The sequence below is a fragment of the Cryobacterium luteum genome, from assembly GCF_900110125.1.
In the GTDB taxonomy this organism is placed as follows: domain Bacteria; phylum Actinomycetota; class Actinomycetes; order Actinomycetales; family Microbacteriaceae; genus Cryobacterium; species Cryobacterium luteum.
Genome location: NZ_FOCN01000020.1, coordinates 18,466 through 31,004 on the forward strand (window position 1 = coordinate 18,466; position 12,539 = coordinate 31,004).

Annotated in this window: 10 protein-coding genes; 3 read left to right on the forward strand and 7 right to left on the reverse strand. The window is 69.9% G+C overall.

Features of this window, described 5'->3' with window-relative positions:
• The first annotated feature begins 147 nt into the window (after positions 1-147).
• Positions 148-981, forward strand: coding sequence for a response regulator transcription factor (locus BMW72_RS15200; protein WP_241983765.1), 834 nt, complete (start codon positions 148-150; stop codon positions 979-981).
• Positions 982-1,099: 118 nt separating this feature from the next.
• Positions 1,100-2,239 carry a sensor histidine kinase gene (locus tag BMW72_RS15205; RefSeq protein ID WP_092112038.1) on the forward strand — a complete coding sequence of 380 codons (1,140 nt, stop codon included), beginning with the start codon at positions 1,100-1,102 and terminating at the stop codon, positions 2,237-2,239.
• A 139-nt stretch (positions 2,240-2,378) separates the two neighbouring features.
• On the opposite strand, the gene BMW72_RS15210 is transcribed toward BMW72_RS15205, so the two are convergent.
• The 7 genes from BMW72_RS15210 to BMW72_RS18840 form a co-directional block, all read right to left on the reverse strand.
• On the reverse strand, positions 2,379-3,734 hold the full coding sequence (locus tag BMW72_RS15210) for an NAD-dependent epimerase/dehydratase family protein (RefSeq protein ID WP_134450289.1): 1,356 nt from the start codon (positions 3,732-3,734) through the stop codon (positions 2,379-2,381).
• A gap of 100 nt (positions 3,735-3,834) precedes the next feature.
• Entirely contained in the window at positions 3,835-4,785 is a 951-nt protein-coding gene (locus tag BMW72_RS15215) for an MTAP family purine nucleoside phosphorylase (RefSeq protein ID WP_338419423.1), read from the reverse strand.
• 302 nt (positions 4,786-5,087) lie between these two features.
• Entirely contained in the window at positions 5,088-6,545 is a 1,458-nt protein-coding gene (locus BMW72_RS15220) for a DUF5719 family protein (RefSeq protein WP_092112042.1), read from the reverse strand.
• Complete coding sequence (locus tag BMW72_RS15225) at positions 6,535-9,570, reverse strand: glycosyltransferase family 2 protein (protein WP_092112044.1); 3,036 nt, start codon at positions 9,568-9,570, stop codon at positions 6,535-6,537. The genes BMW72_RS15220 and BMW72_RS15225 overlap by 11 nt, the downstream gene beginning before the upstream one ends.
• A 226-nt stretch (positions 9,571-9,796) precedes the next feature.
• Positions 9,797-10,114: a WhiB family transcriptional regulator gene (locus tag BMW72_RS15230; RefSeq protein ID WP_092112046.1), complete on the reverse strand. Its 318-nt coding sequence runs from the start codon at positions 10,112-10,114 to the stop codon at positions 9,797-9,799.
• Positions 10,115-10,330: 216 nt separating this feature from the next.
• Complete coding sequence (galE, locus tag BMW72_RS15235) at positions 10,331-11,296, reverse strand: UDP-glucose 4-epimerase GalE (protein WP_092112048.1); 966 nt, start codon at positions 11,294-11,296, stop codon at positions 10,331-10,333.
• 45 nt (positions 11,297-11,341) lie between these two features.
• The gene (locus BMW72_RS18840) at positions 11,342-11,482 is read right to left on the reverse strand and encodes a hypothetical protein (protein ID WP_166787643.1); all 141 of its coding nucleotides are present in this window, start codon (positions 11,480-11,482) and stop codon (positions 11,342-11,344) included.
• A gap of 93 nt (positions 11,483-11,575) precedes the next feature.
• Between BMW72_RS18840 and BMW72_RS15240 the strand changes: the two genes are divergently transcribed.
• Positions 11,576-12,532: a GlxA family transcriptional regulator gene (locus tag BMW72_RS15240; protein WP_092112050.1), complete on the forward strand. Its 957-nt coding sequence runs from the start codon at positions 11,576-11,578 to the stop codon at positions 12,530-12,532.
• Positions 12,533-12,539: the final 7 nt, after the last annotated feature.

Below are 12,539 nucleotides of genomic sequence, written 5' to 3' on the forward strand. Positions count from 1 at the left end.
GATGCTGGGCTTTAGTGCGCAGAGTTACCCAGCACCGCCCACCCTCGGGAAGCGGGCCCAAGCACTCGGCGGGAGAAAGACGTGCGCCTGCGGCGGAACGGCGCGCAGGTCTGCGCAGATCCGCGGCCGCCCGCCTAGTCTGAGGGGGTGTCCCCCTCCCAATACTTTGCACCGCCCCGAGCGGATGCCCTCGCCGGGCGCCGCGTGCTCGTGATCGAGGACGACCCCATGGTGTCCGAGGTGGTCGGGCAGTATCTGCGCGCCGCCGGATTCGTCGTCGACGAAGCCGTCGACGGGCTCGCCGGTCTGCGCCAGGCCGAAAGTGTGCAGCCCGACCTCGTGGTGCTCGACCGGATGCTGCCGCTGCTGGATGGCATCGAGGTCTGCCGGCGCATTCGTGTGAACTGGGGCGCGCTGCCGGTGATCATGTTAACCGCCCTCGGCGAAGAGGAGCACCGCATCGAAGGGCTCGAGGCGGGCGCCGACGACTATCTGGTGAAACCGTTCTCGCCGCGGGAACTCGTGCTGCGGGTGCAGTCGGTGCTGCGGCGCAGCGGCACCGAATCGATTCCGGAGGGGATCCTCGACGCCGGCGAGTTCTCGCTCAACCTCGCCGCGCATGAGATTCGGCTGCGCGGCAAGCCGCTCGTGCTCACGAGCCGGGAATTCGACCTGCTCGCCTACTTGATCTGGCGGCCGTCGAAGGTGCTCACCCGCGAAGAACTGCTGCGCTCGGTCTGGGGCTGGGAATTCGGTGACCTCTCCACGGTGACCGTGCACGTGCGCAGGTTGCGGGAGAAGATCGAGGTCGACCCGGCGCATCCGCTGCTCGTGAACACCGTCTGGGGGGTCGGATACCGGTTCGATCCGGTGCCGCTCGGGCCGGCCTCGGGCGGCGAGACGTCGGGCGACACGACGTCAGCCGGCACCGCGTCGGGCAGCACGGCATCGGGCAGCGCGACGTCAGGCGGCACCGCATGAGGGTGCCGGCCAGCGACCCCCGAGCTGCGCTGAACAACTCGCCGAAGCCCACCGCCGGGAGCGCCCGAACGCGCACGGGCGGGGCGGGCGGCATCCGCTTCGCAGGAAGCGCCGCACGATGACCGCCGGCGTCTTCGCGACCGTGGCCGGCATCGCCCTCGGCTGCGCGCTCGTTGTGGGCGCGCTGGGATTGCTCGCGCTGCGCCTGTTGTCGCGGGGATCGCTCGTGACGCAGCTCATCGTCGTCGCGTTCGCGACCGTGGCGTCGGTGGTCAGCGGCACCGCAGCGGTGGCCTCGCTCATGTACCTGTCGGTGCACGACCTGACCGTGTTCTATTCGGTGGCCGTCGTCGCCGGAATCGTGTCACTCGTCATGGCGTCGGTGCTGGGACGCTCCCTGGTGCGCGACAACCGCTATTTTCGGGCCGCGGCGGTGAGTATCGGTCGCGGCGAATCGGTGATCTCACCGGAGCGGCATACCAGTACGGAGTTCGCCTCGCTGGCCGTGGAGCTGGCCGCGACGGCCGACCGGCTGAGCGAATCGCGCGAGCAGGAGGAACGGATCGAGACCGCGCGGCGCGAGATCGTGGCGTGGATCTCGCACGACCTGCGCACACCGCTGGCCGGGATTCGGGCCATGGCGGAGGCCCTTGAGGACGGCATGGCACCCGACCCCGACCGGTATTACGTGCAGATCCGCGGGCAGGTCGACCGGCTCAGCGGCATGGTCGATGACCTGTTCGAGCTGTCCAAGATTCACGCCGGGGCGCTGCAGCTCAACCTGGAACGGGTGGCCCTCTACGACCTGATCAGCGACACCATCGCCGACCTCGCACCGGTCGCGCTCGCCAAATCGCTCAACCTGTGCTTCGAGGGTGAACGCGGTCTCACCCTGCAAGCGGATGCCCGCGAGCTCGCCCGCGCGGTCGGCAACCTGGTCATGAACGCCATTCAGCATTCCCCGGCCGGCAGCGCCATCGTGGTCTCGGTCACCCGGCACGTCGACGGGCGCGCGGTGATCTCCGTCGTCGATGCCGCCGGGGGCATTCCCGAGCAGGACCTCGGCCGGGTGTTCGAGGCGGGATGGCGAGCGAGCGAGCCGCGCACCGCGTCCGATGCGGGACAAAGCGGCGGCGCCGGGTTGGGACTCGCCATCGTCGACGGTATCGTGCGGGCTCATGCTGGGCAGGTGACCGTGACCAATGTGGGCGGCGGGTGCCGGTTCGAATTGCTGCTGCCGCAGCATCCGGCGGGGTGAGGCGGTCGTTTCGGCTCTCCGCCGTGGCTAATTCAGGAAATTTTCCTGTGGGCCGCGTCGGCACGCCCGGAAACCGGCGGTAACGGCCGGATGCCAGCCCGGATTTCCTGAATTAGCCACCGAGAATGATCGGGACCGGTCAGGGAAGCACCGCCGCACGCAGCGGCGCCGTGGCGAACTCGCGCATGCCGTCGTCGAAGGAGACCTGGGCCGCCCAGCCGAGCTCCGTGCGCAGACGCTCCGACGATGCGGTGATGTGCCGCACGTCGCCGAGCCGATACTGGCCGGTCACGATCGGGGCCAGGCCACCGGATGCCGCAGCGAGGGCGGTCGCCATATCGCCGATGGTGTGCACGATTCCGCTGCCGACATTGAACGGGCGAAATATTCCAGAATCGGAATGCACGGTCGGCGGCCTCGACGAGGCCTCATCAGCGGGAGCGGGCCGGGGAGAGACTGTTGAATCGGTGGCGGGAACAGCTTGGCCCGCAACATCCGTTGTCGTGACAGCCGCTCGCGATACCCAGTCGAACGCGGTGAACTCCAGCGCGGCGATGTTGGCCGCGGCCACATCGCGCACGTGCACGAAGTCGCGGCGCTGCCGACCGTCTTCGTAGACGCGCGGGGCTTCGCCGCGCTCGATCGCCGAGCGGAACAGCGAAGCGACTCCCGCATACGGAGTGTTCTGCGGCATACCGGGGCCGTAGACGTTGTGATAGCGCAGGGCGGCGACGCGTCCGCCGGTCGAGCGGGCCCAGGCGGTGGCGAGGTATTCCTGACCGAGTTTGCTGCTCGCGTAGACATTGCGCGGGTCGAGCGGATCGGTCTCGCTCACCAGCACGGGCTCGAGCGGGCGCCCGGTGACCGGGTCGAGGGGGTCGAACCGTTTGGCGTCGAGGTCACTCGCGCGGCGCGGGCCGGGCCGGGTGAATCCGTTCGGGCCGCGGTAGCTGCCCTCGCCGTAGACGACCATGGAAGACGCCAAAACCAGACGACGGATGCCCCGCTCGGCCATCGCGGCCAGCAGCACCGCGGTCCCCACCTCGTTGCTGTGCACGTAGTCGGGGGCGTCGGCGAAGTCCACTCCCAGCCCCACCTTTGCGGCCTGGTGACACACCACATCGATGCCGTCGAGGGCGCGGGCGACCGTGGCCGGGTCGGTGACGTCGCCGTGCACGAACTCGACGCGCGGGTCGAGTCCGGCTGGAGCTGTCCGGGCCCGGGCCCGGAACGTGGGCCCATGATTTATCGTGGGCCCGGTTTCCGGGCCCGGGCCCGGAACGGATTCGATGTCGGACCCGGGCCCGGCACCGGATCCGGCATCGGCATCGGCATCGGCATCGGCATCGGTTTGACGTTCCGGCGCGGGGCCGTGCACGTCGGCGCGCAGCGAATCGAGCACGCGCACGCGGTAGCCGCGGGCGAGGGCAGCATCGACGATTGCCGATCCGATGAAGCCGGCGCCCCCGGTGACGAGCAGGAGTTCGCCGGTCATGACGGGTTCCGCTCGAAGTTGCCGGCCCGGCCCCGGGCCGGAGCGTGCGGCTGCTCCCCGGCAATCGTCAGGCGCCCGAGGCAGGGGGCAATCCAGGCGGTCATCGCGTGGACTCCTCGAGCGAATCCGACAGCGCCGAATCCGACAGCAACGAGTCCGACAGCACCGCACGCCCGAGCACGGCATCGACCTCGGCCGGGTCGACGAGTTGCCGCGGAGCGAAGTCCGCGGGCAGGGCACGCAGAATCCCGTCGATCGCGGCCAGGATGCGCGGCTGGGCGTCGCGGAGGCGACGGAATACGGCCGACGCGGTGACGGCATCCGTCTCACGGGTTTCGGTGCCGAGCACCGGTGCCAGCCCGGCGTCGGCGTCGGTCACGAACGACAGGTTGACCGTGCCCATGTTGAGTTCGCCGGCCAGCACGATCTCGGGGTAGGCGGTCATATTCACGATGTGCGCACCGATCGACTGGAACCAGACCGACTCGGCCCTGGTCGAAAACCTGGGGCCCTGAATGACGACGACGGTGCCGGTGGGCGCGAAGTTCTCGCCCAGATTCTCGAGGGCGCTCAGCGCATAACCGCGCAGGAGAGGGTCGAACGGGTCGGCGGCGGAAAGGTGCTGCACCGACTCCCGGTCGTAAAAGGTGTCGGCGCGTCCGCTCGTGCGGTCGATGAACTGGTCGGTGACCACGAGCAGGCCCGGCGCGTACTCCGGAGTGATTCCCCCGACGGCCGACGAGGAAATAATCGCCCGCACGCCGATCGAGGCGAGCGCCCAGATGTTGGCGCGGTAGTTGATCAGGTGCGGAGCGACACTGTGGCCGCTGCCGTGACGGGGCAGAAACGCGACGCGGCGACCGGCGCGCAGGCCGATCGTGACCGGAGCGGTTCCGTAGGGGGTGTGCACCTGGTGCATCACAGCGCCGGCCGGGTCGATGAGTTCGTAGAGCCCGGAGCCGCCGATCACGGCGATCTCCGCCCGCGCGGTCGGGTCGGCCAGGGGATCAGCGACAGGGTCAACCGTCGGGGCAGTCGGGTCAAGCGTCACAAGCGGCTCCCAGTGTTAAAAAGTCGAGTGTTCAGTGTGCCATCGAAACCTGCAAAACCCGCAGACGGATGCCCCGCCGACCGACCGGGCCCGGGCCCGGTCGCTGGGCCCACGATAGAACATGGGCCCGGTTGCCGGGCCCGGGCCCGGTCGAACCTTGTCGGCGCAACCGAAAGCAGAACCGGCCACCGCGAAAAGTGGATGCGGGCCCCCCTCACTCGGACGGGGCCCGGGCCCCGTCCCCCGGCCCAGGTTATAAACTGGGCCCCTGGACGGGGCCCAGGCCCCGTCCCTAAAGAGGGCTAGTGCGTGTAGACGCGGATCGCCGAGGCGAGCGGCCCGGGCGGGTTCAGCGCGAACGATGAGAGCACCCCGTCACCGGAGTAGTCCACGAGCGCCCAGAGTTCCGATCCGCCGCTCACGACGTAGACCGTTCCACCGGTCAGCGGCACGGTGGCGCTGGCCCCGGCCTCGACCTCAACAACCAGAGGGGTTCCCGCGGCGGGCGTGAGGGTGAGGGAGGTATCCGCTGCCCCACTGTTGACGAGGTGCAGCGTCGGTGACGGGCCGGCGGCCACGGCGACCGCAAACGATCCTGCGAGCGGCGCCGACGCCGAAAACCAGGCAAAGTCCTTGCCCCCGGCACTGTCGACGGCTGTGCGGGCGGCCGCCACGATCGGCTCGTCGGAGCGCAGCTGCACCGAGTAACTGCCCACGATCAGCGGCGCCAGCGGAATCTCCGTGGCGATCCCGGGCTCCACCTCCACCTGGGTCGAGGTACCCTCGGCGGTTCCATCGGCGCTCGTCACGCCGATCTGCACGGTCGCCGCGACCGCACCCGGCACGAACACCCGAATCGACGGGGTGTCGGCGTTGAAGCCCTCACCCGTCGTCACGGTCTCCTCCGAGACGGCCGCCATGACGCGCACCCCGGCGATGATCTGGTTGGTGCCGGGGGTCGCCGTCGTGCCGATGATCTCGACTCCGCCGGGTTCGATACCGCGGATGCTGCTCTGCTCGAGCGACGCCGCCACCTGCCCGCCGCGGGACTCCACGTGCAGCACCGGCGACTTCACGTTCGGGGCGAGTCCGGCGAGCGAGATGACCCGCTGCTCCCCCGGCTGCACCAGGATGCCGGTGGCGCCCGGCGCGTCGACGAGTCCGCTCTCGCCGGCGACCGTCACGTTCACGGTGGCGAGCACGGTGGTGGGGTTGCTCAGCAGCAGCAGGCTCGTGCGACCGATGTCGGTCGAGCCGCCCACGATCCAGCTGTCGCTGACCGCTTCGGCGCAGGCGGCGACGGCGAGTCCGCCGATGGTGTCGGTCGCGGCGACCTGCGACTGGCTGCCGGCCACAAGCGGCGGCAACGCAGCGCCGTCCTGCACGGGCACGGTCAGCAGCAACGGCGGCTGCCGACTGTTCGAATCGTCGACCGCGCTGATCTCGGTCACCTGCGGCCGAATCTGCGCAAAATCTGAAGCCGAGACCGCGCCGTACACAGCGGATGCCGCCCCGACGCTGGACGCCGCCTGCGCCTGGGTCGAATCCTCGGCCAGGGTCAGCACCGGCCCGGGGCAGACCCGCTGCTGTTCGCTCGGCAGCGGCTCGATCTCGCTCGCCTGCGGTTCGCGTTCCAGGGTCGGCAGCGTCACCAGGGTGGCTGCGCCGAGCGTGGCGACGACGACGGCGATGCCGACGAGGCCGAGCACACCGCGACCGGCCCGGCCGCCGATGCGGGCGAGTTGACTTCTATCGGGCATTGTCGTCCTCCACAGCCTGGGCAAGCGCATCATCGACGGCCGCGTCGTCGGCGAACCCATCGTCCGACTGCAGCCCGGTTCCGACACCGGTCTCCCGGTCGATGGCGAGGTCGGCTTCCAGGTCGGTACCGAGCGGCACGTCCAGGTCGGCATCGAGGTCGGAGATCACCTTGCTTCGCCGCGCACGTTTCGTCTTCTGCTTCGCGTCGGCGCGGGCCGCCCGGCGAATCGCGTCGCGGTTGGCCTGGCGCACGGCTTCGCGTCCGGCGCCGATCGGCAGCGACAGCAACACGGCGCTGCCCACCACGGCGAGGGCGATCAGCAGGGTCACGAGACCGAAGACGCCGCCGGCGCGAGCCGGCAGGGGGGTCGAGGCGGTAGCATCCGTTTCGCCGAACTGCCACAGTCGACCGAACTCGGTGTCGCCGACCGGGGCCAGCGCGGCATTGCCGTCGAGGGCGGTTTCGGTGCGCAGGGCCGTTTCGGCAGCGTCGACGCTTTCGCCGGCCGGCTGCAGCACGATAAAGCGGATGCCGAACTCGGCCAGCTCCGCGCTGGTCTCGAGCCCGCTGCGTGACGCCAGGTTGCCGGCGAGTTCCGCGAGTGCTTTCTCCCGGGCGCTGAGCGTCTGGTCGGTGCTGTCCAGCGTGGATTGCTGGTTCAGGGTGGCGCCGACGCCGCGCTCGACCGTGGCCAGCAGGCCACCGTCGGCCTGCGGAACGAGTTGCAGCGTACCGACCCGAGGGTCGATCTCGGCTTCGGCGGCGACGAAAGCCGGCTGGGTCTGCCCGGTGCCCTCCCGCACGGCGGCAGTGCCGAGGTGCAGCGAGGCGACGAGCGGCAGCACGACCACGGCCAAGGTGAGCGCGGCGACCACGCCGGGCGTCGACGCGAAGCGGTGCAGGGAGCGCAGGCCGATCACCAAGGCGCCGACCAGGCCGAGCCAGTACAGGCTGAGGCCTGACCCGGTCCAGACGCGCACCGGTTCGGCGCCGATCGCGGCGAGCACGAGCTGGTTGGCGGCGAGGGCGGTGCCAAAGCCGAGCAGCGCGACCAGCCAGGCGCCGCTGGCCAGCCGAGCGCCTGGCAGCAGCAGCGCCAGCAGGGCGAGCACGGCGAGCGGTGCGAGCAGAATGGGTACGAACAGCTGCGGGTCGAGGCCGACGACGCCGAACCGGTCGAGCACCCCGGCCCAGCCATCGGTGCCGGGCAGTCCGAGCAGCAGCTGCAGGGTGGGTGCGTGGGCGCTCGGCACGGGCAGGCCCGGGTCGGCGACGAGGTTCAGCCAGCTGCCGCGCAGACCCTGATCGGCAATGAGCGGCAGCGCGAGGGCGAGCGCCGGCAGCGGGATACCGATGAAGCGCATCACCCGGCGGCCGGCCACAAAAACGCTGAGCCCCCAGACCACGAGCAGGGCGGGGGCGAGCGACGGCGCGCAGGCGACGACCGCTGCGAACAGCAGGGCAGCGGATGCCGACGCCGACCAGGTGCGCGCGGCGGCGAACCAGGCGAAGAACAGCCACGGCAGCAGCAGGTGCACCAGAATGGCGGCCGGGCGACCGTCGGCGAGGGCGATCAGAAAGGTCGGGGCGAGCACCCAGAGTGCAGCGGCCAGGGCGCGCAGGCTGCCGCGGTCGGTCAGGCGCGTCGCGGCCATCCAGGCGCCGACGGCGGCGAGCGGGAAGGCGAGGGCGTAGACCAGCACGAGCGCGAACGACGGCGACCAGAACGCGACCCCGCCGAGCACGACGAGCACCGCGGCGAACGGGTCGGCCGCGCCGACGAAGCCGAGCCCCAGGTCGCGCCAGCCGTAGCCGACGCTCGCCCACAGCTCGGGCAGGCTCGGCGAGAGCGGCAGCAGCCCGCCGCCGGTGAGGGTGTCGGCGCCGAGCAGCGGCACCATCATGATGATGCCCGTGACGGCCGCGGCGAGCATGGTCCAGGCGCCGCCGCCGGAGAAGAACCGAATTTCGGGGCGTTCGCCGTGCAGCCCGAACAGGCTTGCCTCCCGCTTGAGGGAGTGGCGTCGGCGCACTTCGGCCGAGGGTACCCGCAGCGTGGAGATGGCATCCCAGCCGAGCGTGCGGGTCTTCGCGAACGAGCGGCGCGCGTTGCCGACGCGCATGCCGTTGAAGGCGGCGCCGAACGCGGCCGAGAATTCGCCGACGATGGCACCGGGTTCCTTGCGCAGCAGCTGGCCGATCGAGCGCACGAAGGCGAGCGGCAGCAGCGACAGCCAGTGAAAGATCAGGGCGCCGGCCGGTGCGTAGACCAGGCGGCGGTGCAGTTGCGCCGAACGTTCGGCCCGCACCCGGCGGCGACGCAGGCGGCCCCGGGACGACTGGTTCGGTCCGGCGACGCCGTCACCGGCCGAGGCGACGCGGGCGGCCGGAACCACCGATACGCGGTAGCCGGCCAGGCGCACGCGCACGCAGAAGTCGAGCGAGTCGTCAACGACCGGCAGGGCCGGGTCGAACCCGCCGAGCTGCTCCCAGACGGTATGGCGCACGAGCATGCCGCCGGCGCTGACGGCGAGCACGTCGCTCAGGCCGTCGTGCTGGCCCTGGTCGAGTTCACTTTCCACGAGGGTGACGGTGGCGCCGGTCGGCGTCATCGATTCACCGAAGTTGTGAATGTATTCGCCGGCGATCCACTCCATCACCTTCGGCCCGGCGACGGCCACCGAGGGGGCGATCTCAAGCGCGTCAACGAGGGCCTCGAGGGCGTTCGGTTCCGGTGCGCTGTCCTGGGCGAGCAGCCAGAGCAGCTCGCGGTCGTGCGTGGGCGGGGTGGTCACGCGCACGGCGGCGGCGATCGCCTGCCCGAAGTTCAAGTCGGCGTCGGCGGCGATGAACTGCGTCGGCCCGAATGCGGCGAGCATCGCGGCGGTCGCATCGCTCGAGCCGCAATCAACGGTGATGACAATGTCGGGTTTACGGGTCTGCAGCGACAACGCCTTGAGAGTTCGCTCAAGGTGTTTCGCGCCGTTTCGGGCGACAAGGATGGCGGTGACTCTCGGTTGCATAACAGCACCAGCCTAGGTCGGTATCGGCCGGGGGCCCTGAACCGAGAGGGCGCGCCCCCAATATTGACCCGGCAATAAGCGGATGCCGCGGCGCCTCTCCCGAGGCAACCCCGGGCGCAGCCGCGGTCACCGTCACCCGCTCAGCGGAGGCTCAGCACCAGCGGGCCCGAGCGCGGGCGCAGCGGCAAGCGAAAGCCGCGGCATCCGCTCACACCCGAGGTCTGGGTCAGGCGCGCTTACGCAGTTTGCGCCGCTCGCGCTCGGAGAGGCCGCCCCAGATGCCGAACCGCTCGTCGTTGCCGAGCGCGTATTCAAGGCACTGGTTGCGCACCTCGCAGCCGGAGCAGATTTTCTTGGCGTCGCGGGTTGAGCCACCCTTTTCGGGGAAGAACGCCTCGGGGTCGGTCTGCGCGCAGAGCGAGTCGGCCTGCCAGGCGAGAACGTTTTCGTCGCCGAGATCTTGTCGTACTCCCGGAACACCGAGGGTGACGGGGTCAACGAACCAGTCCTCTGGCACTCCGGAACGATAGTCGGGTATAGCCATATCGTCTCCCAGCGCTCGTTCCGCACCGAATAGTGCTGTACCTAATTACACCGGTGTAATTCAATAACGTCAAGTCGCGGATCGTAAACCCTCAATACGGGCTGGAGGGTTGCGACGCGCCGACGGCGCCAAAATCGGGCATTCGGGGGGTAGGCGGCGTGCGTGGCAACATTGCGAACGTAGCACGATGGCGGTCGGCGCCGGCGTGTCGCGCCGTCAGTGCGCGGCGGCGCGCGACGAATCCCAGGCGCTCTGCACCATCTGCTCGAGGGTGTGGCGCATGCTCCAGCGCAGATCCCGGGCCGCGAGCGCGCCCGACGCCACGATGCGATCCGGGTCGCCGGCGCGGCGCGGCGCGATCTCGGGGGTGAAGTCGATTCCGGTGACCCGGCGCACGGTGGCCATGATCTCGCCGACCGAGACGCCGTCGCCGCTGCCGAGGTTGTAGACCGGTTCGATCGGCTGGCCGTCAGAGAGGCGGCGGGCCGCTGCAACGTGTGAGAGCGCCAGGTCGGCCACGTGAATGTAGTCGCGCACACAGGTTCCGTCGGGGGTGGCGTAGTCGTCGCCGTTGATGCGCGGCGTGCGCCCATCGAGCAGGGCGGCGAAGACCAGCGGAAACAGGTTGTGCGGGCTGGTGTCGCTCAGGGCGAGGTCGCCGGAACCGACAACGTTGAAGTAGCGCAGCGACGTGTGCCGCAGGCCGGTCGCAACGGCCTGGTCGCGCAGCAGCCACTCGCCGATCAGTTTGGATTCGCCGTAGGGCGACTCCGGGTTCTTCGCGGTCTCTTCGGTGACGAGGTCGGTGCGCGGGGTGCCGTAGACGGCGGCGCTCGACGAGAACACGATGCGGTCGATCTCGGCCGTATTCATGGCCGCGAGCAGGGTGGCCGTGGCGGTCACGTTCTGTTCGTAGGTGTGCAGCGGGCGCTGCATCGAGACGCCGGCGTACTTGAACCCGGCCACGTGCACGACGCCGTGCACCGCGTGTTCGTGGAACGTGTGCACCAGCAGGCCGCCATCGAGCACACTGCCGCGCACGAAGGGAACATTGGCCGGCACGAACGATTCGTGGCCGCTCGACAGGTCATCGAGCACGACCACGTCGAGGCCCTCGGCCTGAAATGCCCGCACCACATGGGAGCCGATGTAGCCCGCTCCGCCGGTAACCAACCACGCCATATGCCCCGCTCGTTCGCGCGGCGCGTTCTGCGCCACCGCTACAGGCTAGCGCCAGCGAATCAGTGCGTCGTAGTCGGAGGTGATCCGGGTGGGCTGGCGGCGGTAGCCGTCGCTCCGGGCGGAGCGAATCGTCGCGACCAGACCGGCCACGGCAAGAACGGTGAGGAAGAGAATGAGAAAGGTCATGGCAGAAACTCTATGTATTGTGCTTTTCTGCCGCGAGTGGCAGAATCGACAGTGTTCGACACATTCCTGCCATCATCAGCAGAACGGATGCCCATGCTTCGCAAAATCGTCTGCGTCACCCTCCCGGGTCTGGCGCCGTTCGAGTTCGGCGTCATCTGCGAGGTGTTCGGCATCGACCGCAGTGCCCAGGGCGGGCCGGCGTTCGACTTTCACGTCGTCGCCGCCGAACCCGGCCCGATCCGCACCAAGATCGGCTTCGACATCGTCGTGCACGACAACCTGTCCGCCGCCGCCGACGCCGACCTCATCGCCATTCCCGGCTACGAATCCGGCGCGCCCATCGACCCGCGGGTGCTGCAGGTCGTGCGCGACGCCGCAGCCCGCGGCGCCTGGGTGCTCAGCGTCTGCAGCGGCGCGTTCGTGCTCGCCCACGCCGGAATCCTCGACGGACGCCGCAGCACCACCCACTGGATGTACACCGACGCCCTCGCTCGCTCGTTCCCGAACACGACCGTCGACCCCGACGTTTTGTTCGTCGACGACGACCACGTCGTCACCGGGGCCGGAACCGCCGCCGGCATCGACGCCGCGCTGCACATCGTGCGCACCGAACTCGGCGTGACCGCCGCCAACGTCATCGCCCGCCGCATGGTCGTGCCCCCGCAGCGCGACGGCGGCCAGTCGCAGTACATCGAGGCACCGGTCGTCGACTGCCAGGACGAGTCCTTCGCCGCCGTCACCGAGTGGATGCTGCGCCACCTCGACCAGGACCTCCCGGTAGACCTGCTCGCCCGCAAGTCGCTCATGTCACCGCGCACCTTCGCCCGCCGGTTTCGCGCCGAACTCGGCACCACTCCCACCCGCTGGCTCAACCGGCAGCGCCTGCTGCGCGCGCAGGAACTGCTCGAGGAGTCCTCGCGCAGCCTCGAGGAGATCGCCGCGGACACCGGCTTCGGCGCGGCCGCGGTGATGCGCCACCACTTCCTGCAGGTGCTGCAGACCACGCCCACCGCCTACCGTCGGGCCTTCGGTCTGCGCCAGGCCGGCTAGCCGGGGC

Bases quoted from the DNA above. Each gene is read 5' to 3' on its own strand.
- BMW72_RS15205 (WP_092112038.1), top strand. From the start codon at position 1,100: ATGACCGCCGGCGTCTTCGCGACCGTGGCCGGCATCGCCCTCGGCTGC.
- BMW72_RS15210 (WP_134450289.1), bottom strand. From the start codon at position 3,734: ATGACCGGCGAACTCCTGCTCGTCACCGGGGGCGCCGGCTTCATCGGA.
- BMW72_RS15220 (WP_092112042.1), bottom strand. From the start codon at position 6,545: ATGCCCGATAGAAGTCAACTCGCCCGCATCGGCGGCCGGGCCGGTCGC.
- BMW72_RS15225 (WP_092112044.1), bottom strand. From the start codon at position 9,570: ATGCAACCGAGAGTCACCGCCATCCTTGTCGCCCGAAACGGCGCGAAA.
- BMW72_RS15230 (WP_092112046.1), bottom strand. From the start codon at position 10,114: ATGGCTATACCCGACTATCGTTCCGGAGTGCCAGAGGACTGGTTCGTT.
- galE (WP_092112048.1), bottom strand. From the start codon at position 11,296: ATGGCGTGGTTGGTTACCGGCGGAGCGGGCTACATCGGCTCCCATGTG.
- BMW72_RS18840 (WP_166787643.1), bottom strand. From the start codon at position 11,482: ATGACCTTTCTCATTCTCTTCCTCACCGTTCTTGCCGTGGCCGGTCTG.
- BMW72_RS15240 (WP_092112050.1), top strand. From the start codon at position 11,576: ATGCTTCGCAAAATCGTCTGCGTCACCCTCCCGGGTCTGGCGCCGTTC.